The organism is Leucobacter sp. USHLN154, assembly GCF_037145595.1.
Classification (GTDB): domain Bacteria; phylum Actinomycetota; class Actinomycetes; order Actinomycetales; family Microbacteriaceae; genus Leucobacter; species Leucobacter alluvii.
In genome coordinates, this window is sequence record NZ_JBBCXF010000002.1 from 350,345 (window position 1) to 375,691 (window position 25,347).

General features: G+C 68.5%; 24 protein-coding genes and 1 tRNA gene. 8 read left to right on the forward strand and 17 right to left on the reverse strand.

What is annotated here, in order from left to right:
• Window positions 1-55: 55 nt before the first annotated feature.
• From WFH23_RS05675 to WFH23_RS05685, 3 genes are all read right to left on the reverse strand, one after another.
• Window positions 56-1,012 carry a 1,4-dihydroxy-2-naphthoate polyprenyltransferase gene (locus WFH23_RS05675; protein ID WP_200332126.1) on the reverse strand — a complete coding sequence of 319 codons (957 nt, stop codon included), beginning with the start codon at window positions 1,010-1,012 and terminating at the stop codon, window positions 56-58.
• The gene (locus WFH23_RS05680; protein ID WP_336661862.1) at window positions 1,009-2,343 is read right to left on the reverse strand and encodes an AMP-binding protein; all 1,335 of its coding nucleotides are present in this window, start codon (window positions 2,341-2,343) and stop codon (window positions 1,009-1,011) included. The genes WFH23_RS05675 and WFH23_RS05680 overlap by 4 nt, the downstream gene beginning before the upstream one ends.
• A gap of 368 nt (window positions 2,344-2,711) precedes the next feature.
• The gene (locus WFH23_RS05685) at window positions 2,712-3,626 is read right to left on the reverse strand and encodes a 1,4-dihydroxy-2-naphthoyl-CoA synthase (RefSeq protein WP_090152593.1); all 915 of its coding nucleotides are present in this window, start codon (window positions 3,624-3,626) and stop codon (window positions 2,712-2,714) included.
• A 60-nt stretch (window positions 3,627-3,686) separates the two neighbouring features.
• On the opposite strand from WFH23_RS05685, the gene WFH23_RS05690 reads away from it, so the two are divergent.
• Window positions 3,687-4,721, forward strand: coding sequence for an o-succinylbenzoate synthase (locus tag WFH23_RS05690; RefSeq protein ID WP_336661863.1), 1,035 nt, complete (start codon window positions 3,687-3,689; stop codon window positions 4,719-4,721).
• 18 nt (window positions 4,722-4,739) lie between these two features.
• Here the strand turns inward: WFH23_RS05690 and WFH23_RS05695 are convergent, their stop codons facing one another.
• The 4 genes from WFH23_RS05695 to WFH23_RS05710 all read right to left on the reverse strand — a co-directional run bounded on the left by WFH23_RS05695 (window position 4,740) and on the right by WFH23_RS05710 (window position 11,457).
• A complete protein-coding gene (locus tag WFH23_RS05695; protein WP_336661864.1) occupies window positions 4,740-5,939 on the reverse strand; it encodes a cobalamin-independent methionine synthase II family protein in 1,200 nt (399 codons plus the stop codon).
• 113 nt (window positions 5,940-6,052) lie between these two features.
• On the reverse strand, window positions 6,053-7,786 hold the full coding sequence (locus WFH23_RS05700) for an AMP-binding protein (protein ID WP_336661865.1): 1,734 nt from the start codon (window positions 7,784-7,786) through the stop codon (window positions 6,053-6,055).
• 5 nt (window positions 7,787-7,791) lie between these two features.
• Complete coding sequence (locus tag WFH23_RS05705; RefSeq protein ID WP_336661866.1) at window positions 7,792-10,893, reverse strand: hypothetical protein; 3,102 nt, start codon at window positions 10,891-10,893, stop codon at window positions 7,792-7,794.
• Between the two features lie 36 nt (window positions 10,894-10,929).
• The gene (locus WFH23_RS05710) at window positions 10,930-11,457 is read right to left on the reverse strand and encodes an adenine phosphoribosyltransferase (protein ID WP_176698412.1); all 528 of its coding nucleotides are present in this window, start codon (window positions 11,455-11,457) and stop codon (window positions 10,930-10,932) included.
• A gap of 113 nt (window positions 11,458-11,570) precedes the next feature.
• On the opposite strand from WFH23_RS05710, the gene WFH23_RS05715 reads away from it, so the two are divergent.
• Window positions 11,571-11,647, forward strand: a tRNA-Arg gene (locus tag WFH23_RS05715).
• A 151-nt stretch (window positions 11,648-11,798) separates the two neighbouring features.
• Here WFH23_RS05715 and WFH23_RS05720 read toward each other — a convergent pair.
• Entirely contained in the window at window positions 11,799-12,986 is a 1,188-nt protein-coding gene (locus WFH23_RS05720) for an MFS transporter (protein ID WP_336661867.1), read from the reverse strand.
• A 56-nt stretch (window positions 12,987-13,042) separates the two neighbouring features.
• Here WFH23_RS05720 and WFH23_RS05725 point away from each other — a divergent pair, with 56 nt between their 5' ends.
• The gene (locus tag WFH23_RS05725; protein ID WP_336661868.1) at window positions 13,043-13,606 is read left to right on the forward strand and encodes a TetR/AcrR family transcriptional regulator; all 564 of its coding nucleotides are present in this window, start codon (window positions 13,043-13,045) and stop codon (window positions 13,604-13,606) included.
• Between the two features lie 3 nt (window positions 13,607-13,609).
• Here the strand turns inward: WFH23_RS05725 and WFH23_RS05730 are convergent, their stop codons facing one another.
• Window positions 13,610-14,083 (reverse strand): small multi-drug export protein, encoded by a 474-nt coding sequence (locus tag WFH23_RS05730; RefSeq protein WP_336661869.1) that lies wholly within the window; start codon window positions 14,081-14,083, stop codon window positions 13,610-13,612.
• Between the two features lie 215 nt (window positions 14,084-14,298).
• Here WFH23_RS05730 and WFH23_RS05735 point away from each other — a divergent pair, with 215 nt between their 5' ends.
• The 3 genes from WFH23_RS05735 to WFH23_RS05745 all read left to right on the forward strand — a co-directional run bounded on the left by WFH23_RS05735 (window position 14,299) and on the right by WFH23_RS05745 (window position 16,443).
• Entirely contained in the window at window positions 14,299-15,495 is a 1,197-nt protein-coding gene (locus tag WFH23_RS05735; protein WP_336661870.1) for a sensor histidine kinase, read from the forward strand.
• Entirely contained in the window at window positions 15,492-16,106 is a 615-nt protein-coding gene (locus tag WFH23_RS05740; protein ID WP_200332117.1) for a response regulator transcription factor, read from the forward strand. The genes WFH23_RS05735 and WFH23_RS05740 overlap by 4 nt, the downstream gene beginning before the upstream one ends.
• A gap of 121 nt (window positions 16,107-16,227) precedes the next feature.
• A complete protein-coding gene (locus WFH23_RS05745) occupies window positions 16,228-16,443 on the forward strand; it encodes a hypothetical protein (RefSeq protein ID WP_090152640.1) in 216 nt (71 codons plus the stop codon).
• 84 nt (window positions 16,444-16,527) lie between these two features.
• Here the strand turns inward: WFH23_RS05745 and WFH23_RS05750 are convergent, their stop codons facing one another.
• The gene (locus WFH23_RS05750) at window positions 16,528-17,322 is read right to left on the reverse strand and encodes an SDR family NAD(P)-dependent oxidoreductase (protein WP_090152643.1); all 795 of its coding nucleotides are present in this window, start codon (window positions 17,320-17,322) and stop codon (window positions 16,528-16,530) included.
• A 109-nt stretch (window positions 17,323-17,431) separates the two neighbouring features.
• Here WFH23_RS05750 and nhaA point away from each other — a divergent pair, with 109 nt between their 5' ends.
• Window positions 17,432-18,820 (forward strand): Na+/H+ antiporter NhaA, encoded by a 1,389-nt coding sequence (gene nhaA, locus WFH23_RS05755; protein ID WP_336661871.1) that lies wholly within the window; start codon window positions 17,432-17,434, stop codon window positions 18,818-18,820.
• Here the strand turns inward: nhaA and WFH23_RS05760 are convergent.
• The 4 genes from WFH23_RS05760 to WFH23_RS05775 are packed head-to-tail and all read right to left on the reverse strand — an operon-like array spanning window position 18,817 to window position 21,101.
• Window positions 18,817-19,575 (reverse strand): alpha/beta hydrolase, encoded by a 759-nt coding sequence (locus WFH23_RS05760; protein ID WP_336661872.1) that lies wholly within the window; start codon window positions 19,573-19,575, stop codon window positions 18,817-18,819. The two genes, nhaA and WFH23_RS05760, sit on opposite strands and share 4 nt — an antisense overlap.
• Window positions 19,575-20,375, reverse strand: coding sequence for a nitroreductase family protein (locus tag WFH23_RS05765; protein ID WP_211649285.1), 801 nt, complete (start codon window positions 20,373-20,375; stop codon window positions 19,575-19,577). The genes WFH23_RS05760 and WFH23_RS05765 overlap by 1 nt, the downstream gene beginning before the upstream one ends.
• A gap of 47 nt (window positions 20,376-20,422) precedes the next feature.
• Complete coding sequence (locus WFH23_RS05770; protein WP_336661873.1) at window positions 20,423-20,761, reverse strand: hypothetical protein; 339 nt, start codon at window positions 20,759-20,761, stop codon at window positions 20,423-20,425.
• Window positions 20,762-20,771: 10 nt separating this feature from the next.
• Window positions 20,772-21,101 carry a DUF7882 family protein gene (locus tag WFH23_RS05775; RefSeq protein ID WP_090152662.1) on the reverse strand — a complete coding sequence of 110 codons (330 nt, stop codon included), beginning with the start codon at window positions 21,099-21,101 and terminating at the stop codon, window positions 20,772-20,774.
• Window positions 21,102-21,255: 154 nt separating this feature from the next.
• Here WFH23_RS05775 and WFH23_RS05780 point away from each other — a divergent pair, with 154 nt between their 5' ends.
• Window positions 21,256-21,615 (forward strand): hypothetical protein, encoded by a 360-nt coding sequence (locus WFH23_RS05780; RefSeq protein ID WP_336661874.1) that lies wholly within the window; start codon window positions 21,256-21,258, stop codon window positions 21,613-21,615.
• Between the two features lie 38 nt (window positions 21,616-21,653).
• Here WFH23_RS05780 and WFH23_RS05785 read toward each other — a convergent pair whose 3' ends face one another.
• Genes WFH23_RS05785 through WFH23_RS05795 form a run of 3 tightly spaced genes read right to left on the reverse strand, consistent with a single transcriptional unit; the run spans window position 21,654 to window position 25,283 of the window.
• Window positions 21,654-22,532: an SMP-30/gluconolactonase/LRE family protein gene (locus tag WFH23_RS05785; RefSeq protein ID WP_336661875.1), complete on the reverse strand. Its 879-nt coding sequence runs from the start codon at window positions 22,530-22,532 to the stop codon at window positions 21,654-21,656.
• Window positions 22,532-23,428, reverse strand: a complete 897-nt coding sequence (locus tag WFH23_RS05790; protein ID WP_090152673.1) for an SDR family oxidoreductase — start codon at window positions 23,426-23,428, stop codon at window positions 22,532-22,534. Before WFH23_RS05790 ends, WFH23_RS05785 begins: the two co-directional genes overlap by 1 nt.
• 55 nt (window positions 23,429-23,483) lie before the next feature.
• Window positions 23,484-25,283: a glycoside hydrolase family 15 protein gene (locus tag WFH23_RS05795; RefSeq protein ID WP_336661876.1), complete on the reverse strand. Its 1,800-nt coding sequence runs from the start codon at window positions 25,281-25,283 to the stop codon at window positions 23,484-23,486.
• Window positions 25,284-25,347: the final 64 nt, after the last annotated feature.

Here is a 25,347-nt window from a genome sequence, read left to right on the forward strand (position 1 = left end):
TCGAGCACAAGGATCGCGTCGAACGCTCGGCGATCCTGCGCCGGATCACTCGGCGTCAGAACGCGAAGGCGATTCCGAGCAGCACACCGTAGGCGAGCGCGGCGAGACTCGTGAGCTGCAGGACGAGGATGAGCTCCCGCGCCGTCTTGGCGGTGAGTGTGATGATCGAAGCCGGAATGGCGAGGAGGAGCACGAACCAGACGAGGATCATGCCCGGCTGCGCGAGCGCGTAGAACGCCGGCACCGCGAACGGCAGCAGCACGCAGACGACGTAGAGGATGCGGGACGCGCGGTCGCCGATGCGAACCGCGAGCGTGCGCTTGCCCGCCAGGCGATCCGTCGGAATATCGCGGATGTTGTTCACCACGAGCACGGCCACCGCGAACAGGCCGACGCCGGCGCCCGCGACCCAGGGCTCCTGCACGTCGATGTCCGTCTGCAGCCACACCGTGCCGACCGTCGCGACGATCCCGAAGAAGACGAAGACGACGATCTCCCCCAGCCCCGCGTACCCGTAGGGGCGCTTGCCCCCCGTGTAGAACCAGGCGGCGACGATGGCCACCGCGCCCAGAGCGAGGAACCACCAGCGCTCACTGAGCACCACTGCGACGAGGCCCGCGACCGCGGCGAGCGCGAAGAACGTCAGCGCGACGGCCAGCACCCGCTTCGGGTTGACGAGCCCCGACCCGGTGAGCCGAGCGGGGCCGACTCGAAACTCGTCCGTACCCCGGATACCGTCGGAATAGTCGTTCGCGTAGTTCACCCCGATCTGCAGGAACACGGCGACGGCGAGCGCGAGCAGACTCAGTGTGAGCGAGAACTCCTGCACCATGTGCGCGATGCCGCTGCCCGCAGCCACCGGCGCCACGGCGAGCGGCAGGGTGCGCAACCGTGCTCCGCCCACCCAGTTGCGCCAGGTGATCCGCGGCGGCGCCCCCGCTGCGGCCTGCCGCTCAGCAGCGGCCCGAGCCGCGGGATTGCCCGATCGTCGACGGTCGTGTGCCTGGTTCACGTCTGATCCTTCTCTCCGTGCGCATCGCCCTGCGCATCTCCGTGCGCTTCGCCGTGCGCATCGCCCTGCGCACGCATGCCGTGCACGTGGGCGGCATCGCCGCGCCGCACCTCGCTGAAACTCGAGCGCAGTCGCCCCATCCATTCGCCGATCGCGGCGTAGTCGGGCTTCCCGCCAGGAAGCCGCGGAATCGCGTCCACCTCCGTCACCCATTCGGGCACGGCCGCAGGGCCGAGCGACGCGCGCAGCACCTCCTGCACGCGCTCGAAGGCGGCGCGTTCGTCGGGGGAGCTCTCCACGGCGGCGCCCGTGCCTGCGCCCGGGACCACATCGACGACGAGCGACACCCGCTCCCCCCACTCGGGATGCGGGGCGCCGAGTGCCACGGCGTGCTCCCACCCCGACTGCTCGCGCACCACGCGCTCGACCTCGTCGAGGGACACGTTGACGCCGCCCGAAATGATGACGCGATCGAGACGGCCGGTGACCGTCAGCATGCCGCCGAGCAGCTCGCCCGAGTCGCCCGTGCGATACCAGCGCACCGGCACCCCGTCACGTCCCGCCTCGGTGATGAAGGCGCGATCCGTGAGCTCCTGATCTCCGACGTAACCCAGCGCGAGGGCGCTGCCGGCGAGCTGCACCTCGCCGGCGCGAATGCGCACACGGGTGTCGCCGATCTCGACGCCGTCGTACACGCACCCGCCCGCCGTCTCCGACATCCCGTAGCTGCGCGTCAAGGCGATGCCCAGCGCGTGCGCACGGCTGCGGAGCGACACGCTCACGGACTGCCCGCCGACGAGCACCGCATCGAAACGGCGCAGCACATCGGCCGCCGAGCGATCCTGCTCGACGTGATCGATCAGTCGCGCGAGCTGCACCGGCACCACCGAGACGTAGCGACGATCGGCGTCGAGGGTCTCCGCCTGCTCGAGAAAGGCGGCTGGCTCGAAGCGGCCGTCGAAGAAGACGGGCTGCGTACCGGCGAGATCGCTGCGCACCAGCATCTGCAGGCCCGAGATGAGGTGCGTCGGCAGCGCCACCAGCCACTGCCCGTGCCCGCCGAACCGCTCGGCCGTCGCCTCGGCGCTCGCGCGCAGGGCGTCGGCGGAGAGCGCGACCGCCTTCGGAGTGCCCGACGACCCTGACGTGCGCACGACGACAGCTGTACCCTCGGGCAGATCCTGCTGCTGCAATGCGACGATCGCGTCGGGGTCGGCACCGGGAGCGACCGGCACGACCGGCGCCCCGCCGCGCAACGCATCGGCGAGACCGGCGGTCAGCCAAGCACGATCTTCGGTCGGGATCGCACGGAGTCTGTGGGGCGCAGTCACCCGACCAGGGTACTCCGCGCAGCCCTGCTGTGCGCATCGCCGGCGAGCGGGCGCGGCGCACGGCGGGCGGGCGGGTCGTGTGGCCGCCGTCGCCGCCGCCACGCCAGCCCAGGCCACCCACATGCGAGCGGGGTCACTGTTTGTGCGTGTCGCGGGCCTGACACGCACGAACAGTGACCCCGCTCCGGTGGAGACGGTGAGCGCAGCGGTGCAGGAGCACCCGTCGCGGTGCCGCCAACGCAAGACGGGTCACTTTGAGAGTGGGTCTGGGCCCGCCGCGCTGCGACACGCTCTGAAAGTGACCCGGCTCGGGTGAGCGCCGCGGAACAGCAGCGGAGCAGCCGCGGAGCAGCAGCGCACCTCGGCGCTCAGTAGTGGTAGGGGAAGGGGCTCCAGTCGGGCTCGCGCTTCTCGAGGAACGAATCGCGGCCCTCGACCGCCTCATCGGTGCCGTAGGCGAGGCGGGTGGTCTCCCCCGCGAAGAGCTGCTGCCCGACGATGCCGTCGTCGACGGCGTTCATCGCGTACTTGAGCATCCGGATCGCGGTCGGCGATTTACCGAGGATCGTGCGCGCCCAGGCGATGCCAGTGCGTTCGAGCTCCGCGTGCGTCACGACCTCGTTAACGGCGCCGATCTCTCGCGCGCGCTCGGCGGAATACTCCTCGGCGAGGAAGAAGATCTCCCGTGCGAACTTCTGGCCGACCTGCTTCGCGAAGTAGGCGCTGCCGTAACCGGCGTCGAACGAGCCGACGTCTGCGTCGGTCTGCTTGAACTTGGCGTGCTCCCGGCTCGCGATGGTGAGATCGCAGACCACGTTGAGCGAGTGGCCGCCGCCCGCCGCCCAGCCCGGGACGAGTGCGATGACGACCTTCGGCATGAATCGGATCAGCCGCTGCACCTCGAGAATGTGCAGCCGCCCGGCGCGCGCCGCGGCCTCCGGCCCCACCTCGGTCTCGTCATCCGAGTACTTGTACCCATCGCGGCCACGAATGCGCTGGTCGCCGCCCGAGCAGAACGCCCAGCCGCCGTCTTTGGGGCTCGGCCCGTTTCCGGTGAGCAGCACGACCCCGACCTTCGGGTTCACTCGCGCACGCTCCAGCGCGTCGGCGAGCTCGTCCACGGTGCGCGGGCGGAAGGCGTTGCGCACCTCGGGCCGGTCGAACGCCACGCGCGCGATGCGGCCGTCGAGGCTGAGGTGGGAGGTGATGTCGGAGTAGTGCTGAGCCCCGGGGGCGATCTCCCACTCGGCGGGGTCGAAGAGCTCGGATACCTGCTGCGTCATGCCCCTAGCCTAGGGCGCGGAAGCGCGACGGACACCGCCAGGGCGTGACAGGATCGAGGCATGACCGACACCCGCAGCGCCGCGCCCGCCGCCCCTCCGCTGGCCGAAGTGCTCGCGGCCGCGCACGTCGTCTCGATTCCGACGCGTACGCGGTTCCGCGGCATCGCCGTGCGCGAGGCGATGATCTTCGATGCTCCGCTGGGCGCGAGCGAGTTCTCGCCGTTTCTCGAGTACGACGACGCAGAGGCCGCTCCGTGGCTCGCGGCGGCCCTCGACTTCGGATGGGCGCCGCAGCCGGAGGCGCTCCGCGCGCGGATCGAGGTGAACGCCACGGTGCCGGCGGTGGGCGCGCACGAGGTACCCGGCGTGCTCGCCCGCTTCCCCGGCTGCACGACCGCGAAGGTGAAGGTCGCCGAACGCGGGCAATCGCTCGCCGATGACGTCGCCCGGGTGCGAGCGGTGCGCGAAGCGCTCGGGCCGGCGGGGCTCGTACGCGTGGATGCGAACGGCGGTTGGAGTGCGGACGACGCTGTCGACGCCCTCGCGGCACTCGCAGACTTCGACCTCGATTACGCTGAGCAGCCGAGCGCGAGCGTCGACGAGCTCGTCGAGGTGCGTTCGAGGCTGCGCGCGTCGGGCGTTTCAGTGCGCATCGCGGCCGACGAGAGTGTGCGCAAGGCCGAGGATCCGCTCGCGGTCGCCCGAGCCGGAGCCGCCGATCTGCTGATCGTCAAGGCCCAGCCTCTCGGCGGCGTGCGCCGCGCGCGGTCGCTCGTGATCGAGGCCGGGTTGCCCGTCGTGGTGTCGAGCGCTCTCGACACGTCGGCCGGCATCGCGATGGGACTGCATCTGGCCGCCGCCCTCCCCGAGGGGATGCTCGCGGGCGCGTGCGGTCTGGGCACCGTCGCGCTGCTCGACGGCGATGTGACGGCGTCGCCCCTGCTGCCGCTCGACGGTGCGATCGAGGTGCGGCGGCCCGGCCTCGACCCCGCGTTGCTCGATCGCTACCGAGCGGCTCCGGATCGCGAGGAGTGGTGGCGGCAGCGCGCGTCTCGCGCTTACGCGCTGCTGCGATCCCGACGCGACCAGCGCTAGGCGGGCGCCGGGCCCGCCTCAGACGAGCTTCGCCGCGCGGCGCGCGCCCTCGCCCAGCGCCTCGAGCTTGGCCCAGGCGATCTGCGGGTGCACGCGGCCGCCGAGGCCGCAGTCAGTCGCGGCGATGACGCGATCCGCTCCCACGACGTTGGCGAAGCGCTGGATGCGCTGCGCGACGAGATCGGGGTGCTCGACGAGGTTCGTCGAGTGGCCGACGACGCCCGGGACGAGGATCAGGTCGTCTGGAACGATGCTCTTGTTCTCCTCCCACACGGCCCACTCGTGCTCGTGGCGCGCGTTCGCCGCCTCGAAGGAGATCTGACCGACGTTCGCTCCGAGCACGGTCTTGAGGATGTGCTTCAGCTCGATGTCGGTGGTGTGCGGGCCGTGCCACGATCCCCAGCACAGATGCAGGCGCACCTGCTCCTTCGGCAGCCCCTTGATGGCCTCATTGATCGCGTCGATACGGATCTGCGTGAACGCGAGGTAGTCCTCGACCGAGGGCTCCGGATTGATCTGATCCCAGTTCTCGGCGAGTGAGGGGTCGTCGAGCTGCACGATCAGCCCGGCGTCGGTGATCGCCCGGTACTCCTCGCTCAGCGCCGCGATCCAGGCGTCGATGTGCTCCTGCTCAGAGGCGTAGAAGTCGTTCTGAATGCGCGCGGCCGATCCCGGTGCGATCGCCGTGATGAACCCCTGCTCGCCCGGCTGCAGCGCCGCTCGCAGGTTGCGGGTGTCGGTCGCGACGAGCTCCTGCCCGGTGTAGGTGATCGCGTCGGTCGTGGTGGGGAACGGCGTCGCGTTCGTGCCCACGTTGATCTCGGCCTGGTAGGCCTCGGAGAAGCGCACCCAGTCGCGGCGATCCGGGAACGACGTCAGCTGGATGTTTCCGGGCGTCGAGCGCACCGGTTCCTGGGTGAAGATGTTGCGCTCGGTGATCGTGAGGCCCGAGGTGCGCTGGAACGAGTACGTCCACCATGCGCCGTAGTCGACGGCGTTCGACATCGCCTTGCCGAACTCGCCGTCGCCGGGCTGCGTGATGCCGAGGTCTCGCTGGCGTGCGACGACGTCGCGCACGGCCTCGGTCACGAGCGCGTCGAACTCCGGCGTCGACTGCAGCGTCAGGCCGTCATCGGCAAAGGTGCGTGCGGCGTTCGCCTCGATGAGCGCCTGCGTGCGGGGCAGGCTGCCTGCGGTGGTGGTTTCGATCTGCGTCATACCTCGAAACTATCCGGCAGGACCCCTCATACGGCAATCGCGTGACGCCGCATGACGGCGGATCAGCCGGCTGGGTGGTTGTCCGGTCGGGGTCCGCCGATCCTGCGCAACGCTCAGCCCTTGAGCCCCGGGAAGTCCTCCTCGCGCCATTCGCTCGCAATGCGTTCGCCCGCCGCATGGGCAGCCTCCTCGCGCTGGCGCAACTCGATGCGACGGATCTTGCCAGAGGTGGTCTTCGGCAGCTCGAAGAACTCGACGCGCCGTACCCGCATGTAAGGCGGCAGTGCGCCGCGCGCGTGGGAGAGGATCTCGCGTGCGGCTGCCTCATCGGCGGTGACACCGGCTGCGAGCGAGACGTACGCCTTGGTCACGTTCAGTCGCGTGCCGTCCGGCGCTCCGACCACGGCGGCTTCGGCGACGAAGGCGTGCTCGATGAGCGCGCTCTCCACTTCGAAGGGCGACACCTTGAAATCGCTGGACTTGAAGATGTCGTCGGTGCGGCCGACGAAGGTGAGCACGCCGTGCTCGTCTCGCTGGGCCACGTCGCCGGTATGGAAGAGGCCGCCTCGGGTCGCGCGCGCCGTCGCTTCCGGATCGCCGTAGTATCCCGGCATCAGGTTGACGGGGCGCTCGGGGTCCAGGCGCAGACAGATCTCGCCCTCTTGCGCCTCCTCGCCGGTCGCAGGATCGATGAGCACTGCCGAGACTCCGGGGAGCGGCCGCCCCATCGCGCCGGGCACGATCGGGTCTCCGGGAAGGTTGCCGATGAGCGCCGTCGTCTCGGTCTGACCGTACCCGTCGCGGATCTCGAGCCCCCACCACTCGCGGATGCGCGCGATGACCTCGGGGTTCAGCGGCTCGCCTGCCGAGACGATCTCGCGCAGCGCGCGCGGCTTCCTCGACAGTTTGCTCTGGATGAGCATGCGCCACACGGTGGGCGGAGCGCAGAAGGTGTTGACCCCCGCGCGGTCGAGCTCGGAGACGAGGAATTCCGCGTCGAAGCGGGCGTAATTCGCGACGAAGATGGTCGCGCCGACGTGCCAGGGGCCGAAGAAGCTCGACCATGCATGCTTCGCCCAGCCCGGGGCGCTGATGACCAGGTGGGTGTCGCCGGGGCGCACCCCGAGCCAGGACAGCGTCGTGAGATGCCCGAGGGGATAGCTCGTGTGGGAGTGCACCACGATCTTCGGCAGGCTCGTCGTGCCGGAGGTGAAGTACAGGAGCGCCGGGTCATCGCTCGTCGTCGTCTTCGCGATCGGAGCGAGTGATGCCGCGGACGACTCCTCGTACCGCGCCCAGTCGTAGAGCCGCGCACGGTGATCGGCGGGTGCCGCATCGAATCCCACCCCGATGCCACGGTAGTCGCCGGGGACCTCGCCGAATTTCATCGCGTCCTCGGCGGCGGCGAACACCCATCGCACCGTGCCGCGCTCGACGCGATCCACGAGCTCGTGCGGCCCGAGCACGACCGAGGTGGGCAGGAGCACGACGCCGAGCTTCATTGCGGCGAGCATGATCTCCCACAGCTCGACCCGGTTGCCGAGCATGAGCATCGCGACGTCGCCGGGCTTGGCGCCGATGCGGCGCAGCCAGTTCGCGACTTGATCGGAGCGCTGCTTCAGCTGCGCGAACGTCCGCTTCAGCTCGCTTCCGTCGGCTTCGGCGATCCACAGGGCGGTGGTGTCGTTGCCCTCGGCGATCACGTCGAAGATGTCGTGCGCCCAGTTGAAATCCGGTCCGACCTCGGGCCACTCGAATTCGGTGCGTTGGCGCTGCGGCTCTCCTGCGAGCGCGAGCAGCTGATCCCGTGCGGCGAGGAATGAGGCCGTGGCGTCGATTTCGGTCATGCTCCCTATTGTCCCTTCTTCCGAGTGCCGGATCCCGTTCGCCGCGCCACCATCGCGCCCTGGGCGATGACCGCGGTGAGCATCACCGCGCCGAGTGCGATGGCTCCGCCGCCCCTGACGTCGCTGCCCGCCATCGGCAGCACGACCCAGCAGAACGTGATGCACTGCGCGAGCGCCAGGATGGGAAGGGTGAGCCACGCGGTCGTCCGCAGACTGGCGCTGGCAGGGCGCCGCACGCGCGTCGTGAAGACGATCACGCCGGCCGAGGCCACGACGACGATGCCCAGGAGCCCGAAGACCGCGACGAACGGCAGGTTGAGGCCGCGCTCGGAGCGTTCGAGGGCCCCGTCGTCGACGCCGCCGAACGTATCCGGGTGAAACCGCAGGAGCGCCCCGAGATCGTCGTCGAGGTCGAGTGCGTACTGGCCGAGTGTGCGGTTGAGGTCCGCATCGACCGTCCATTCGCCAGCTGGTGTGCCCGCGGCGAGGTCCTCGGCGACGCGCGACTCGACGGTGTCCGCGTCGATCTCGACGACGAGTGCCCCGTCGTCGCGCACCCGCTCGGATCCGATGCGCAGCTCTGAGTGCGTGCGATCCTCGAAGTCGGCCTCGTCGGAGTAGTGGCTCTGCTGCGTCACCCAGGGCTTGGCAGCGTTGCCGTCTTCGAGCGGCGAGCGGTCTTCATCCGAATCGGTGGTGATCCAACCGGCGTCGGTGAGGTTCCCGACGAGATCGGGGTGCACTGCGAGCTGGATTCGGAGCGGCCGAACGGGGAGCTTCGCCCCGGAGTAGTCGCCCGGTTCCGCGGAGTACTCGTCTTCCCAGAACGACAACCACGCCGCCCAGCGCACCTCCTGGACAGCGTCGTCCCCGGCGTCGGCGTCGACCGCAGCGTGGTCGAGCGAGTAGGCGATCTCGATCTCGTGCTCCCCAGAACGCACGTCGGGAAAACGGGTGAGCATCGCGAGGCTGCTCGTCTCCGATTGCGGCAGTTCGGTGTAGGGCGCGGCCTCCCCGTCGATCGTGACCGATTCGAGTTCGAAGCCGAGCGACTGCCCGAGGCGTTCCGTCGGCCATTCCTTCGCGAACTGCGGCACTTTCGAAGCCGAGTCGTCGAAGACCACGTCAAGCCGCTCGACGACGTCGAGGCGCGCTCCGCCGTCGTCGCCGCGTCGCAACTCGGCTTCGATGTCGAACCCGGAGACCTCGGTGTACAGCGTGCCGGGGAGGTCGTTCGACCAGGTGACGAAGTCGATATCGGTCCGGTACGGCGCCGGCTGCGTGGATACGGTGACGATCGAGCCCGCGAGCACCACGATCGATGCGAACAGTGCGAGAAGCGCGGGCGCACCCACGAAATGCTCGGTGCGCCATCCGCGTGAGATTGCGCGATCGCCGGTCTCTGCTCCCGCGTGCTCCGCGATCTTCCGACCGGCGCGGCGGGGGCGCTCGAACAGCAGGGCGTAGGGCAGCAGCGGGTCGTCGAGCGGTCCGCGGTCGAGCAGCCGGGTAGCCCGCGCCCACACGTCGATGCCTTTCAGCTGCTGCATCGCGAGTGCGCCGGCTCGCGTGAGGGGGCGGGGGCGGGAGACTGCGACGTTCGACATGATCGCCAGCACGGTCGAGACGAGCACGAATACGGCCGGCCACCAGACGACTGCGAGGATCACCTGGTGCGAGAGCTGACGCAGCACCCCCCACTGCAGCAGCATGATGGCGATGGGGGCGACGGTGAAGAAATCGCGCACGTAACTGTCGGGCACCCATCGAAGCCCGGCCCGCACGGCGGCTCGGCTCGATCCCCACGACCGCGTGCGCCGCAGCACCGTCGGAGTGTTTCCGAGGCTGCCCGCCCGACGGCCCGCCCGGGCGAGACGCCGGAGCCATTCCGCTCGTCGAGACGACCGCGGCCGGGGAGGGTGCTCGAGCGCAGTGAGGAGCTCGACGTGCCGTCTCTGCCCCATGAGCTCCGCGGCGAGCATGGGCGAGAGCCGTTCCGGCGGCTCGTTTCTCGGGAGGTACCACGGGTCGCCGGCGCTGTCGGCCCACACCACGCGCCGAGCGGCGAACGCGAAGAGCGTGAGCACGACGAGCACGGCCATCGGGAGCAGCGGCCCGTACGTCTGCACCCAGAAGAGCGTCGTCGTCTGCGGTTGCGTGAACGTGCCGGGTGCGAACTGGGCGCTGACCGAGAGGTCCGCGTTCGGCGGCAGCGCGTCATCGTTCGAGAAGGCGTACCGCACCCCGGCGGCGTCCTCCCCCTCGGGGGTCAACCACTCGGTGCCGCTGATGAGCAACCAGCCGATGTAGGCCCGCGGGGCCCGCACCAGAGCCTGGTCGATCTCGCGGGCGAGCGTCACGGATACGTCGATGCCTTTCGTCGCCTGCGGCCACGTCGGGGCGAAGAGCGGCCAGTCGAAACGATCGACGCGTTCCGCGGTCGCCTCGTCGACATCCGTCGTGACGAGGTCGTGCAGCTCGTATGTGAGCGCGATCTCCCGTGTACCGGAAAGCGCTTCGCCGTCGCTGCGGGTGAGCCGCACCTCCGTGGTGGTCGGCTCGTGTTGCACGTCGATCTCGGCTTCGGCGCCGTCGATCGTCGCACTCGTCAATGAGAAGCGCACGTCGTGTCCGTGGTACTCGGTCAGAACGGTGCGCGCCACGCTCGATTCGGGGCCGTTGCGGAATTCGGCGTCGAAGCGCTCGCTCACCTGCGCGACGAAGCCTCCTGCTGCGTCGCGGTCGATGACGTAGTCCACCTCGGCGTCTCGCGCGACCCAGTCGACGTCGTCGATCTCGGCTGATGCGATGACGTCATCGAAGTCGAGCGGCTCATTGATGACGGGGCCGACCAGCAGGAAGACTCCGACAAGGGCTACGAGAACCCAGAAGAACCGGATCGCGTTCCGCAGCGCGGTGTCGCCGCGAGCGCGCAGGCGCGACTCGACGAGCTGCAGCACGTTCGCGAGCCACCGGAACACGGGCGTGTGCTCGGGGAGCGGATCAGGGATCCTCCCGGACGTGAGCAACTCGGGGTCGCTTCCCGCGAGATCGAAGAAGTCGGAGGCGGGCAGCCGCTGCCCGCTGCGCTTCGATGATCGACTCATACTGCAAGCATCAGGCGAACCGCGGACATCGCGGCGTCAGCTCCGGAAGACCGTGTGCAGCGAGGCATCGGCGACGGTCTCGCGCCCGCCGAGGCCATCGATCTCGAAGAGCACCGACGTGCCTGCGGCGACGTAGCCGAGCCGCTCGACGAGTTCGTGGGCGGCCGCGAGCGTCCCGCCGGTGGCGAGAACGTCGTCGATCAACAGCACGCGGGTGCCCGGCGCGAAATCGTCGTGCGCTTCGACCTCTGCGGTGCCGTACTCCAGCTTGTAGCCGACGCTCGCCGCAGGACGGGGGAGCTTGCCCGCCTTCCGAATCGGCATGAGGCCGGTGCCGCTGGCGTACGCCGCGGCACTCGCGAGCAGAAACCCGCGCGCTTCGAGGCCCGCTACGACGTCGAACGAACCGTTGAACGGTTCGATGAGGGCGTCGACCGTCGCGCGCAGCGCGCCAGCATCGCCGAGCAGCGGCGTGATGTCGCGGAAGAGGATGCCGGGCGACGGATAGTTGGCGATCTCGCGGATCAGTGCTTCCGCGCGGGCGAGTTCTGGGCTCAGTGACACGGGTTCCAGGGTACCGCTCGCTCGCGACACGCGCGGCGCCATTGTGCGAAGGGGGCGTGATTTTCGTTTTTCGATCGTCTCGTGTAGTCTCTTTCGAGTTGGGAAACCAACGGGCGCCCCTAGCTCAGCTGGATAGAGCATCTGACTACGGATCAGAAGGTCAGGGGTTCGAATCCCTTGGGGCGCACCAGTTCACGCAGAACCCCCGTCGCGAAAGCGGCGGGGGTTCTGTCGTTTCGAGGCGGAGCACCGATTTCAGCTGGAGCCCGCGTACCGCCTCGTGACGTTCCTGACGATCACCGTACCGGCCGCAGGAGCCGTCGCTGCGATCGCTCGAGCCGTTACCTGATTCGAACTCGCCGCGCCTGCCGTTCATAGCCGAGCACGCCTGCCGCGCAAGCCGCTGCGGCCGCGACGCCGAACGCTCCCGCGTACCCCAGCTGCGCGACGAGGGCACCGACGACGGCCGCCCCCGCCGCCTGGCCGATCATGAACACGACGAAGAGCACGGCGGTGCCCGTAGCAGCGCGCGAACCATCGATCTGCGTAGTCCACTCGATCAGGGCGCCGGTCGCGGTCACGTATCCCCAACCGAACACGGCGCACACCGCTCCCGCAAGCAGAGGAGAGCCGGAGGACACTCCGAGAGCGGCTGTGGAGACTGCGGCCGGGATCGTGGAGACTGCCCAGAGGCTGCGCGGCCGCAGCCTCCGCACGAGCGGCGCCGTGAGGATCACTGCCGTCCCGCCGACACCGAGCAGCACCCACGCGAGCAATGAGACACCTGCAGAGGCGCCGGCATCGATGAGCGCAGTTCGCCCGTAGTTCCAGACCGCTGCAGCTCCGAAGCCGAAGGCGGCAGCGGCCAGGAGCGCTGCGCGATGAGACGCCCACCAGGCCGCGGGCGGCAACCGGAGCGCGGACCGCGCTTCCACGGCTTCCGACGCTTGCTCCCGACCCAACCAGAGCACCGCGATGGTCGCGAGCGCCGTCACTCCGCCGGCGATCACCCAGGCGAGCCGCCAGTCGGGCGCGAGCGACCACGCGATGCAGCCCGCTGCGACGAGGCCGGGGCCGGTCCCCGCGTTGACGACCGATTGCATCGTCGCCCGGTCGCCGGAGGACGCGGCCCGATGAATGATGCGCACGAGCCCGGGAGACGCGCACCCTGCACCGGCCGAACTCACGATCGCGCACGCGCTGAAGATTCCGACGTCGTGCGTCAACGCGATGCCGATCGATCCGCCGCCCGCGGTGAGACCGGCCGCGAGCACCAGCGCGCGCGGAAAGCGGTCCCCGACGAGGAACCCGGCGCAGGCGGCGAGCCCGTAGACCACGGATGCCCCGGCCGAGATCAACCCGAGGGTCGCGATGCCGAGACCGAACTCACGGCTCATCTCGGGGAGGTGGAGGCCGAACGCGAGTCTGACGAGGCCGTAGGTCGCGGCGATCACCGCGGTGCCCGCGACGACGAGTGCCCACATCTGCGGCGTGGCTCGCCGTGAACGAGTTCGCTGCTGCGCCGACATGCGCACCCCCAAAACGATAACGTGCGTTTCACTTATCGCTAGCCTAGAGTATTCCCATGGGGCTCAGGTCGAGTACGGAAGCGCGAATTCTCGACGCCGCCGAAGATCTGTTCTTCTCGCAGGGGATCATCTCGACCCCGATCGACGCCATCACGGCGCGCGCCGGAGTCTCCCCCGCGACGCTGTATCGCGGATACGCCAGCAAAGACGCACTCCTCGCGGCCGTGCTCGAGCGACGCCAGAACGCCTGGATCGAATCCTGGGATGAGGCGATCGCGAGAGCTTCGACCGATGAGCAGCGTCTGCTCGCGATCTTCGAGGCGCTCGACGCGTTTCGCGAGCTGCCCCGCGGCTCGCGCTGGTGCGCGTTTCTCGGAGCATCGGCCGAATACGCGTCGGCTCCTCCCGAAGTGGCTGCGGCGATCCGCGCAGAAACCGACGCCATGCGGTATCGCTTGACGCGACTCGCCGAACCGGTGTCGGCGCAGGACGCGCCCGCACTGGCGGAGCAACTCCTCCTCATCGTCAGCGGCGATCTCGCCATGCGCTTGCGCGCGCCCGATCACACCACGGGCACTGCTCGCGCGATCGCCGCATCGCTGATCGCTCAGCGCGCCTGAGAGCTATGCAAGTACGGCCACGCCGAGCGCCGCGAGCACGCCGAACACGACGCCCCAGATGATGATCGAGATGATCTGCCAGAAGATGACCTGGTTCTTCGGAGCCCCGAACGAGACCATCGCCGCCGACGTGATCTGACTCGGCAGGAACACCTGGCCGAGCAGGCTGACCCCGGGCACCCCGTAGCGCTCGAACCGCTGCTTGAGCTTCTCGCGTCGCGGCGTCAGCGGCTTCGCGTCCTTGCCTTTCGTCGCGCTGGCACGGACCCCGTGCGCGGTGAGCACGAAGACGAGCATCGAGATCACGTTTCCGACGACCGCTGCTGCAACCGCGATCACCGGATGAATACCGACGATGACTCCGATCGCCGAACCGAAGTAGGACTCGACGAACGGAATGGCCGCGATGACCAGTACGCCGAGCCACTGCAGCGGCTCCGGGAGCGAGGCGGCGAATTCCTGGAGAGTGGTGATCATGGGGACCTTTCACGTCGGGAGAGGATCAGCCCCGCCGTCGGTCGTGAGGGCGCTGCTGATGAGGTACGTCCATCGTTTCCCACTCGTCGTCGGCGCCGTAGTGCCCCCGTGTCATCGGTCGGCATGCACATCCGCACCACTTCGGCATGACATGTGTCACGCGACGGCGCACGCCGGGCCCGATCGCCCGAGATGCTCGTAGTCTGGTCAACGCTATGATTTCAGCTGACATGCACCGGGCTCCTGGCGCCGGTGTGACCGCGACGTGGAACTACACGCTCGGCTCCATCGTGTTCTTGTTCGTCGTCATCGACGCGATCATCGCGTTCGACTACCTCGCCGACTTCGCGGCGACGCGCGATCCTCTCGTGCTCGCGCTCCTGATCACGAGCGTCCTCGCCGCGGCCGCTCGGATCCGCTACTGCTGGTTTCTCCGCGATGATGCGCCCGACACGCGACCGCACCGCGGGTGGACCGTCGCACTCTTCCTGCCCCCCGCGATCTCGTGGGCCCTCGCCTTCGCCTCTCCCGAGTTGGCGGTCTACGCCGCGGCGCAGCTCTGGTTCTCCGGCGTCCTGTTCGCGGCCGTGCTCTCGGGCGGGCGCCGATGGGGGGCCACCGGCCTGGCGCTGGCTCTGGCCGCGATCCCGCTCCTCGTTCACATCAGCCGGGGATCGGCGATCCTGCAGCACTCACTGGATATCTCGAGCGGATTCGTGCTCCTCTACGGCGCTCTGCTCCCCTTCATGCTGTTCACCAGCCTGTGGATGTGGCGGATCATCCGGCGGCTGGACGAGGCCCGGTCTCTCGCGGCGACGCTCGCCGTCACCCGAGAACGACTGCGCTTCGCCGCAGACCTCCACGACATTCAAGGTCACCATCTGCAAGTCATCGCGTTGCAGGCCGAACTCGCCGAACGCACGCTCGGCCGCGACGCAGCTCGCACCGCCGAGCAGCTCACCGAGATCCGCCTCACCGCCAAGCACGCCATGGAGGAGACGCGAGCGCTCGTCGCCGGACTCCGGGACGTCGACCTCCCGGATGAACTCGAGAACGCTCGCGACGTGCTGACCCTCTCGGGAGCGGAATGCACGCTGGACATCGCGAGGAGCCCGGAGGACCCAGCCGCTCAGCGCGCGCTGGCCTTCGCGGTGCGCGAGGCCACGACCAACATCCTCCGGCACAGCGTCGCCGCCCGCGCGACCATCGCTCTCGCGCCTCAGCGAGACGGATTCGCGCTCGCGATCACCAACGACGGCGTGGAAACCACGCATGATGCGCATGCTGGCTCCGGACTCGCTGGGCTGCGCGACCGCATCATGGCCGTCGGCGGCACGCTGACCGCGTCGCACGACGACGAAGCGGGGCGTTTCGAGCTCACGGTATGGGTCCCGGGCGGAGGAGCACGATGACAGAACCGATCCGGCTGCTCATCGCCGACGACGAGCAGCTCATCAGAAGCGCACTCGAAGCGCTTCTCGAACTCGAACCGGATATCGAGGTCGTCACGGGCGCCGACGACGGCGCAACAGCCGCTGCGCTCGCGATCGAGCTGCGGCCCGATGTGTGCCTGCTCGACCTCGAGATGCCCGGCACCGATGGCATCGAGGCTGCAACGCTCATCGCGGCAGGCGCTCCCAGTACGCGCATCATCATCGTCACGCGACACGCGAGGCCGGGCGTGCTCCGACGTGCACTCGCCGCGAAGATCGTCGGATTCGTGCCGAAGTCGACGCCCGCCGGTGAACTCGCGCAGGTCATTCGCGACGTGGCTGCAGGCAAGCGCTACATCGATCCGGAGATCGCGGCCGCCGCGCTCTCGGCCGAGCACTGCCCGCTCACGGATCGCGAACTCGACGTGCTGCGCGCCACCCGCGTCCACTCGAACGTGCGCGACATCGCCGAAGCGCTGTTCCTCTCACCCGGCACGGTGCGCAACTACCTCTCCGCGGCGATGACGAAACTCGGAATGGGAAATCGCCAAGAGGCGGCTGAACACGCCTGGCAACAGGGGTGGATCTGACCCCTACGCACAGTTCGAGGCCGCAGTGCCAGGGGCTTGCACGTCGCCACGCATTCTTCGACGATGGAACCACTGCGCGGCGGACTCGTCCGCCGCAATGTGCGAACAGGAAGGAGCACTCATGACCGGTCGCGCCGATGACGAACAGGTGAATGAGCAGGTACCCGGATCCGAGGAGTCGCAGGACATCACGGAGAACGCGGAGAATGCGGAGTCACGCGAGGATATCGCGGAGCACCCGGGTTCGACCGAGGTGTCGCACGAGCACGCGGACGCCGTGGCAGACGAATGGGGCGAGGATTCCTTCCCCGGAAGCGACCCGCCCGCGCACTACTGATCCGATGAACGCAGAGGGCCGGCGGATTCCGCCGGCCCTCCGTCGTCCCGGCGAAGCACCCACGGGCGAAGCGGGCAGGTCGTTCTACTCCCGAGACGCCCCGCCGCGATCCTCCATGATCGAATTGCCGCCGTCGACGACGATGACCTGGCCGGTCACGTACGAGGCATCTGCCCGGGCGAGCCAGGCGATGGCACTCGCGACCTCCTCGGGCCGCCCCGATCGTCCGACCGGCGTCGCGTCTCCCATGCGGAGCTCGTGGGGCGTGGACGATCCGGTGTCGATCCACCCGGGCGCCACAGCGTTCACCGTCACCCCCTGCTCGGCGAGGTCGATGGCGGCGGCCCGTGTCAGACCGACGGCGCCGGCTTTCGCCGCGTGATACGCGATGTCGCCCGCGTAGGCCGTCACCGGCCCGGAGAGCGAGGCGACGTTGATGATCCGGCCGGCGCCGCTTCGCACCAGGGGCGGGGTCGCCGCGCGCGTGACGAACAGCATGGTGTCGAGATTGCGGCGGAGCGCCGCGTCCCACTGCGCGTTCGAGATGTCTCGAATGCCCGCCGGCTGCTCCGGATCACTGACCGAGGTCATGCCCGCGTTGTTCACGAGCACATCGAGTCGACCGAAGGCCTCGAGCACCTCGGCGACCGCACGATCCGCCTCCGCCGCATCAGTCAGGTCGGCGATCACGGTCACCACCTCGTGCCCGAGAGCGCGGAGCTCCGCCGCACGCTCCTCGATGCGGTCGGACGTTGCTGCGATACCGAGCCGGTGACCCGCCTCCGCGAGCGCCCGAGCCGCCGCGAACCCGATTCCGCGGTCGCTCCCCGCGCCCGTGATGAGCGCAACACGAGCCTCCGATGAACGCACGGCTGTCATGGCACCTCCTCGGCCCTCTACCATGGGTAAGCGTACAACCCGTTCTCCTCGCTGGGGCGAGAGGAACCGCATGCCGTGCGCATCCGTCGACCATTTCAGAGAAAGCACTATGGCGCAGTCACCACCGCAGACCGGATCGACGTTCCCCGAGTACGGGAGCTACCGCGAAGCCGGGCGTATCACGACACTGCTGCGCAAGGAGACGGTGGGCGGCATGCTGCTCGTCGTCGCTGCGATCGTCGCGATCATCTGGGCCAACTCGCCGTGGTCTGACGCGTACGTCGCACTGCGCGATTTCGAGTTCGGCTACGAGCCGTGGCATCTGAAGCTGAGCCTCGGCACCTGGGCCGCGGACGGATTGCTCGCCATCTTCTTCTTCCTCGTCGGGCTCGAGCTCAAACGAGAGTTCGTCGCCGGAGATCTGCGGAGCTTCCGCTCCGCAGTCGTACCGATCGTGGCCGCCGCCGGCGGCGTGCTCGTTCCCGCCCTGATCTACACCGCGGTCGCTGCACAGCGACCCGACCTGCATCACGGCTGGGCGATTCCCACCGCCACCGACATCGCGTTCGCGGTGGCGGTGCTCGCGATCATCGGCTCGCACCTGCCGCCGGCGCTCCGCATCTTCCTCCTCACGCTCGCGGTCGTCGACGATCTGCTCGCGATCAGCATCATCGCGGTCTTCTACACCGACCACATCGAGGTCGTTCCCCTCGTTCTCGCCGTCGCCGTGATCCTGGTCTACGGCATGCTCGCGCAGCGATTCCGGGTGTTCTTCAGTCGCCATGCGTCCGCGGCGTGGTGCATCCTCCTGCCCGTCGGCGCGGTCGCCTGGGCGCTGATGCATGCCTCCGGCATCCACGCGACCATCGCCGGCGTGCTGCTCGGCTTCGCGATCCCCGTGCTGCACCGGAAGGGAGCGCGCGACGACCGCTCCTCCGCCCCGGGCCTCGCCGAGGAGTTCGAGCACCGCTTCCGACCGATCTCCGCCGGGTTCGCCGTTCCCGTGTTCGCGTTCTTCGCCGCCGGGGTCTCGCTCGGCGGCGTCGACGGACTCCGCGAGGCGTTCACGCAGCCGCTCACCTTCGCCATCATGGCGGCGCTCGTGATCGGCAAGCCGATCGGCATTCTCGCATCGACCTGGTTGACGACGAAGGTGCTGCGCGCCCGGCTCGACCCGGATCTCCGGTGGATCGACATGGTCGGCGTCGGGCTCCTCGCCGGAATCGGGTTCACGGTGTCGCTGCTCATCGCGGAGCTCACCTTCGCGCCGGGCACCGAGGAGCACGACATCGCGAAGGTCGCCATTCTCAGCGCATCCGTGGTCGCGGCCGTGCTCGCCTCGCTGCTCCTCGGTTCTCGCAATCGCAGGTACCGGCGCATGGCGCTGCGCGATGCGGTCGACGAGGACGGCGACGGGATCCCCGACGTGTACCAGCGGAACCGCGAGGATCGGGCGCCCGAGACGGATGGCCGCGCTGACGCCGCGTCAGACCGTTAACCTCCGAGGAAACCGGCGAGCGCCTCGGTGATCTCGGCGCGCGCCTGGTCGTCGGAGATCGTCGGCGTTCCATCTCCGGGCTGCTCGCCGTACGCGCCGAACTGCGCGTGCACGGCCCCTGCGATCGTCTCGAAGCGGGTGCCATCCGGCAAGTCCGCGGCCGACGCCTCGATCTTCTCCGGCGTCGCGAGCCCGTCATTCGTCGCCGAGAGCGACAGCACGTCGACATCATCGCGACCGGCGAGGGCGTCGTCTGCGCAGTACGACGCGAACAGCACGAGAGCTGTGACGTCCTCCGGCTCGGATTCCGCGAACATGCAGGCCTTGACGCCGCCCATGCTGTGGCCGCCGACCGCCCACGTCTCGATCTCCGGGGCGAGACTCGTGAAATCGCTCAACGGGCGCGTCTCGAACAGGGGCAGGTTCAAGAACGATTGCACGATGACCACCGTCTGGCCTGCAGCCACCGTCTCACGGAAGGTCGCCTGGTACGCCCCGGGTTCGACTTTCGCCCCGGCGAAGAAGACGAGGCCGCTCGTCTCGGCACCCTGCGACGGGCTCATCACGATCGCCCCGTCTCGCTCGGTCACCGTGACGCGCTCGTCCTGCGCCACCGATTCGAGCGGGCCTCGCTCCGCTGGATACGTGAGGTTGGCCCAGACCACGAAGGCGACGACGGCGAGCACGAGCAGCGCACCGATCGCCGCTCCGCCGATACCGACGATGCGGCGCGCTCGACCCGTTCGCCCGGGCATCAGAGGGTGGCCTCGTCCCAGCCCTGCTGGGGCGTGCGGCACGTCTCCCGGTATACGAACTGCGATGGCGGGCGGCGCTCACGACTCGACCAGTCGATCTTCGGCCGTCGCTGGTCCTGCGGCACGTAGCCGAGCCGATACAGCGCCATCAGTTCGAGGTGATCGGGAACGTCGAGCAGTTTCGTCAACCGCTCCCACTGCTCCGGCGCCTCCATCGGGAACGAGATGAACTGGATGCCCATGCCGAGCTCGACGGTCGTCAGCCAGATGTTCTCGACGGCGGCCCCCATGCTGAACTGGCAGTAGAAGTCTGCGAGCGGGTGAGCCCCGCGCTCCGCCCGATCGAGCATCACGCCGAAGATCAGCGGGGATCCCGCGACCAGCTTGCGATTCTCCTCGCCGAGCGTCTGCGGCACCCTCAGCATCCGCATCATCGCGAGCCCCGAGGCCGTGAACACCGCGCGCGTGAACGGGCGCAGAGGTGCGGGCAGCTTGTCGAAGTACATGCCGGAGCGATGCTCGGCCATCTCCTCCGCACTGAATCGGAAGTGTCGCTTGTAGCGGGTGAAGAACGATCCCTCGCCGATGACCGCGGTCATCGACTCTCCGCTCACCCGCGCGATCGTCTCGATGGTGTCGCGATCCTCGATCACCACGAAGCGCCAGGGCTGACTGTTGAACTGCGACGGCGCGGAGGCCGCGGCCGCGATCAGCAGACGCTGATGCTCCTCTGAGACCGGATCCGGGAGGAACGGTCCGTTCGTCGTTCTCCGATTGAACAGCACATCGCGAAACTCCATGCTCGCCTTCCTCTCACTCCTTCCTGGACCCTACACGCGGTGCAGTGTCAGAAGGCGGCGACCGCCCAGAGCAGCAGCGCAATCGCGAAGCACGGTGCGGCCACCAATCCGATGATGATGTGCGTGCTGGGACGGCGGCGCACCGGTCTCCCCACGAAGGGCAGCGTCAGGAGTGGCACCAGCGCGACGATGAGAGCGGCGCCTCGAGCACCGTGCTCTGGGAACGAGGTCGCCGCGGCGATCGCGGTGAGCGCGAGCGCGACGAGGAAGACGCGACCGTGCCATGAGCGCGGCACACGGCGGCCGCGCAGGCTCGCCGTGCCGATGCAGACGTTGCCGGCATACGCGAGACATGCGAGCAGCGTCCACGGCACCTCCGCAACCATCAGCGTGCGGTCACATCAGGTCGGGATTCTTCTTCGCGTAGGCCTCAGCCTCTTCCTCACTGATGACGATCAGCCCACGCGGGGTGTTGGAAAGCGCGTTCAGCGCCTTCAACCAGGTCATGTTGAGTTCGGGGCGCTTGCTGCCGGAGAAGCGGAAGGCGACCGTGACGTACGGCGAGAGCCACACCGATACGCGTCCGCTGCCCTGGTCCGGAGTGCGCGACCAGCTGAGGAAGAAGCTCTCCTGCTTCACCAGTTTCTGCCCGATGACCGTCTTCAAATGCGTGAGGAGACGATCCTCGAACTCGTAATCGTTGCCGCCATGAATCAGAAAACCCATGCAAGCAGCATGGCACATCCGGACGGATTCGGGCAGGCTCGATTTCGTTTTGCCCGCAGTGCTGCGACCTCCGCTCGGCTCCCGCGTATACCCGCCCCTCCCCCGAAAACACAACCGTCTAATCAATACCGCGAATGCATGCGAGAGTCTCACCATGAGAACGATCACCTACGCTGGAGAAACCGTCACCACCACTGACGACGTCGCCGAGGCGCTGGTCAAACTCACGGCCGCCGTCGCGAAGAACGGACGTGCCGAGGCGGTGAGGATCCCGATCGTGACCGACGATCACGATCGGGTGGGCACCGCCGATCTCGTCATCGGAGTCGGCAACGACGTGCTCTCGCTCCCCGCCAACTGGGAGGGAGAGGAGCAGCCGGACTTCTCAGAGCACGCCGAAGAGCTGCGCACGCATCCCAGCTTCCCGCAGCCGGTGACCGGAGGCCCGCTCCTCGATGAAGAGATGCGAGCCCCCGATTGGGATTACGAGTTCGACGGCTTCGATCGATCCTGACGCGCCGGTCACGCGGTGGGCTCTCCCCGCGAGAGCGCTTATACCGAGCCGAACGCGTGCACCGGCCTTCCATGCGCTCCCCCGTCGAACATGTAGATGGCTCCTGAACCCGGAGCGGCCCGCAACTGCGCTTCGGTGAGGTTCTCGCGCGCAGTGCCGACGAGGGCCCGACCGAGACCCGGTCCGGCGAAGGCGACCGAGGTGACATTCGGCACAGGAATCGCGACCTCCTCGATCAGTTCTCCCGCTTCCGACCACCGCGCCACCACGCCCTCGCCGTAGAGCGCATTCCAGAACGTCCCGTCCGCGGCGAGCGCGAGGCCGTCACTCGGACGGCCCGACACGAATTGCTCGAGCTCCCCGAGGAGGCCATCCGGGCCGTACGAGCCGCGGTAGACCGTCTCGGTCGAGGTATCCGTCACGTACATGGTGCGCCCGTCGTCCGACCATTCCATGCCGTTCGTGATGCCGAAACCGCCCCGGAGTACCGTGACCGCGCCGTCCGGCGCGACAGACCAGAGATCCGCATCCGGGGTCTCACCGATGACGCTCATCCCGCCGACCACGAAACGTCCGAACGGATCGACCTTTCCCTCGTTCAGACGCATCCCGTCGCGACGGTGCCGCAGCAGCGCCAACTCGCGAACCACTGCGCCGTCGGCGTCGAGCAGCACGACGGAGTCCCGGAGCGATGCGACATACCCCTCGTCGGGGCCGGGTTGCACCGCCGAGAGCGGTGGGGGCAGGTGGACCACGCGATCCTCACTGCCATCCACCGCCCCGTCGAGACGTCCGCGATGCAGCAGTCCAGCCACGATGTCGACCCACACGACCTCCTCGGTACGGGCATCCCACCAGATGCTCTCGACGAGAATTCCGGGCGTCGAGCGGAACACCTGCATCTCGCGCTCGCTCATCACGGAGTCGGCATGCCGCCGTTGACGTTGAGCGTCTCCCCCGCGACATAGCTCGACTCCGCCGAAGCGAGGAAGACGTATGCGGGCGCGAGCTCTGCAGGCTGGCCCATCCTGCCGAACGGGGTCTCTGCGCCGAACTCCTCGATCTTCTCCTGCGGCTGGCCGTCGCTCGGCTGCAGCGGCGTCCAGATCGGCCCCGGCGCGACCGCGTTGACGCGAATGCCCTTGGGGGCGAGCTGAGCCGCGAGCCCCTTCGTGAATGCGTTGATCGTCGCCTTCGTCGACGCGTAGTCGACGAGGATCGCAGCCGGCGAGTACGCCTGGATCGACGTGGTGTTGATGATGGTCGACCCGGGAGCAAGATGAGGCAGGGCCGCCTTCGTGATCCAGAACATCGCGTACACATTCGTCTTGAACGTGTCGTCGAACTGCTCATCGCTGAGGTCGGCGAGTGATTCCTGGAACACCTGCTTGCCGCCGTTGTTCACCAGGATGTCGAGCCCGCCGAGCTGGGACACCGCATCGGCGACGAGCGTGCGGCAGTACTCGGCATCGCGCAGGTCTCCGGGCAGCGTCGCCACCGTGACTCCGGCGTCGCGGAGGATGCCTGCGATGCGCTGCGCATCGGTCTCCTCCTCCGGCAAGTAGGAGATCGCGACGTCGGCGCCCTCGCGCGCGAAGGCGATGGCGGTCGCCGCACCGATTCCCGAATCTCCACCGGTGATGAGGGCTTTGCGGCCCTGCAGACGGCCGGTTCCGCGGTAGCTCTCCTCGCCGAGATCCGCCTTCGGGGTGAGGTCGGCGTCGAGGCCCGGTTCGGGCATGTGCTGCTTCTGCGGCTTGATATCCGCGTACAGTTCGGCAGGGTTGACGAAGGTGTACTGGTCACGTGACATGGTGTTTCCTTTCACTCGTGTTTCCTGTTAGGGGTGCGTGCGCCCGGCGCGACCGTCAGCGGCCGTCGAGCATGTCTGGTGGCACGACATTATGAATCGTCATCGCCGCTCCGAGAAAGGCGAGGTGGCTGAGCGCCTGCGGCGTATTGCCCCACGCGGCCCCCGTCTCGGCATCGATCATCTCTGCGTAGATGCCCACGTCGTTGGCATGCTCGACGAGGGCCTCCATCAGCTCGAGGGCTTCGGCGTGGCGGCCGACGCAGGCGAGTGCCTCGACGCGCCAGAAGGCGCACGCCACGAACGTGTGCTCCTCGCGCTCGGCGCCGCTGTAGCGGTAGAGCAATGGGCCGGCCCCGAGTTCGTCGGTCAACGCATCGATGGTCGACGACATGCGCTCGCCGCGGTCGAAGCCGGTCGGGGCGTGCAGCAGCACGGATGCATCCAATTCGTTCCCTCCCGCGTAGAAGAGATACGAGCCGCGCTCCTCAGACCAGCCGTGTGCATCGATCCAGGCGCGGATGCGGTCTCGCTCCGCCCGCCATCGGCTGGCGTTCCCCGGGATAGCCGCAGCCTCGACGAGCGCGACAGCGTCGTCGAGCGCCTTCCAGCAGCCCATCTTCGAGGAGATGTAGTGCCGCTCCACTGCGAGCTCCCACATTCCCGCATCCGGATTGCGCCACAGATCGCAGGTGCGGTCGGCGACGCCAGCGAGCATGCGAGCCGTCGCCACGTCAAGTACGTTCCCGGCATCGACGTAGGTTCGGCAGATCGCGATGAGGTCGCCGTACACGCCGAGCTGCAGTTGCTCGCTGGCGGGATTGCCCGAGACGACCGGACCGATTCCTCGCCATCCGGCCACATGATGCTCCTGAGGGCCCGCCACGAGATCACCGTCGAGTGTGTACATCACCTGCAGCTCCGGGCCGTGCTTGCGAATGGTCTGCAGCATCCAGGAGAGCGCAGCCTGGGTCTCCTCTCGAAGCCCGAACCGCACCAGCGAGTGGGCCGTGTACGCGAGATCTCGCACCCAGGCGAAGCGATAGTCCCAGTTCTTGCCACCCTCGGGGTTCTCGGGCAGCGATGTCGTCGCTGCCGCAGCGATGGCTCCTGTCGGACTGTAGATCAGGAGTTTCAGCGCAAGCGCGTTCCGCTGCATCAGCTCGGCGTAGGGGCCGTCGTAGGAGAACACGTGCGACCAATGCCGCCAGTTCTCGATGGTCCGATCGATCCCAGCGTCGACGTTCTCAGGTTTCGGAAAGTGCAACGGCTCGTCATGCGTCGCGGCGATCGCGATGAGATGCCGCGACCCCGCCCGTGCGGTGAACCCGCCTTCGAGCTCCGGCCCCCGAGCACCGTCGGAGTCGGGCTCGCCCGGGCCATGCTCGAGACCGACGACGGTGAAGGCGGTCGCGCCGCTGCGCACCACATGCCCATGAGCGGTCGCTTCGATCCACGGCGCCGCGGTCTGCAACGACGTGCCAGGGTGCACGGCCCAGCGCACGGGCACTTCTCCCTCGATACCCGTCACCCGACGCGCGAGCTCCGCCCACGGGAGACGGCCCGAGACGCCGACGAGCAGGGCATCGGTGACGCGCACGCTTCCCGACTCGGCGACGAACGTCGTCTCGAGTACGTTGGTGCCGGGCACGTATCGACGCTCGGTCCGGTACTCCGTCTCGGGGAGGTCTGGCGCAACCTCGAAGTACCCGCCCGTGTCGGCGTCGAGAAGGTGCGCGAACACCGGAACATTCGTGAGGTTCGGCAGGGGAAGCCAGTCGATCCGCCCGTTCGAGCCGACCAGGGCGACCGTGCGGCCGTCGCCGATCGGCGCATATGACTCAATCGGGCGCGCCATGTGAGCCCGCCGAGGCGATCGCGATCCGGAATGCCATGCGCCCATCGTCGAATGCGGTGCGGGA

Bases quoted from the DNA above. Each gene is read 5' to 3' on its own strand.
- nhaA (WP_336661871.1), top strand. From the start codon at position 17,432: ATGGCGCAGTCACCACCGCAGACCGGATCGACGTTCCCCGAGTACGGG.
- WFH23_RS05725 (WP_336661868.1), top strand. From the start codon at position 13,043: ATGGGGCTCAGGTCGAGTACGGAAGCGCGAATTCTCGACGCCGCCGAA.
- WFH23_RS05765 (WP_211649285.1), bottom strand. From the start codon at position 20,375: ATGGAGTTTCGCGATGTGCTGTTCAATCGGAGAACGACGAACGGACCG.
- WFH23_RS05745 (WP_090152640.1), top strand. From the start codon at position 16,228: ATGACCGGTCGCGCCGATGACGAACAGGTGAATGAGCAGGTACCCGGA.
- WFH23_RS05790 (WP_090152673.1), bottom strand. From the start codon at position 23,428: ATGTCACGTGACCAGTACACCTTCGTCAACCCTGCCGAACTGTACGCG.
- WFH23_RS05750 (WP_090152643.1), bottom strand. From the start codon at position 17,322: ATGACAGCCGTGCGTTCATCGGAGGCTCGTGTTGCGCTCATCACGGGC.
- WFH23_RS05700 (WP_336661865.1), bottom strand. From the start codon at position 7,786: ATGACCGAAATCGACGCCACGGCCTCATTCCTCGCCGCACGGGATCAG.
- WFH23_RS05690 (WP_336661863.1), top strand. From the start codon at position 3,687: ATGACCGACACCCGCAGCGCCGCGCCCGCCGCCCCTCCGCTGGCCGAA.
- WFH23_RS05760 (WP_336661872.1), bottom strand. From the start codon at position 19,575: ATGCCCGGGCGAACGGGTCGAGCGCGCCGCATCGTCGGTATCGGCGGA.
- WFH23_RS05775 (WP_090152662.1), bottom strand. From the start codon at position 21,101: ATGGGTTTTCTGATTCATGGCGGCAACGATTACGAGTTCGAGGATCGT.
- WFH23_RS05695 (WP_336661864.1), bottom strand. From the start codon at position 5,939: ATGACGCAGATCGAAACCACCACCGCAGGCAGCCTGCCCCGCACGCAG.
- WFH23_RS05685 (WP_090152593.1), bottom strand. From the start codon at position 3,626: ATGACGCAGCAGGTATCCGAGCTCTTCGACCCCGCCGAGTGGGAGATC.
- WFH23_RS05720 (WP_336661867.1), bottom strand. From the start codon at position 12,986: ATGTCGGCGCAGCAGCGAACTCGTTCACGGCGAGCCACGCCGCAGATG.
- WFH23_RS05780 (WP_336661874.1), top strand. From the start codon at position 21,256: ATGAGAACGATCACCTACGCTGGAGAAACCGTCACCACCACTGACGAC.
- WFH23_RS05795 (WP_336661876.1), bottom strand. From the start codon at position 25,283: ATGGCGCGCCCGATTGAGTCATATGCGCCGATCGGCGACGGCCGCACG.
- WFH23_RS05740 (WP_200332117.1), top strand. From the start codon at position 15,492: ATGACAGAACCGATCCGGCTGCTCATCGCCGACGACGAGCAGCTCATC.
- WFH23_RS05770 (WP_336661873.1), bottom strand. From the start codon at position 20,761: ATGGTTGCGGAGGTGCCGTGGACGCTGCTCGCATGTCTCGCGTATGCC.
- WFH23_RS05785 (WP_336661875.1), bottom strand. From the start codon at position 22,532: ATGAGCGAGCGCGAGATGCAGGTGTTCCGCTCGACGCCCGGAATTCTC.
- WFH23_RS05730 (WP_336661869.1), bottom strand. From the start codon at position 14,083: ATGATCACCACTCTCCAGGAATTCGCCGCCTCGCTCCCGGAGCCGCTG.
- WFH23_RS05735 (WP_336661870.1), top strand. From the start codon at position 14,299: ATGATTTCAGCTGACATGCACCGGGCTCCTGGCGCCGGTGTGACCGCG.
- WFH23_RS05705 (WP_336661866.1), bottom strand. From the start codon at position 10,893: ATGAGTCGATCATCGAAGCGCAGCGGGCAGCGGCTGCCCGCCTCCGAC.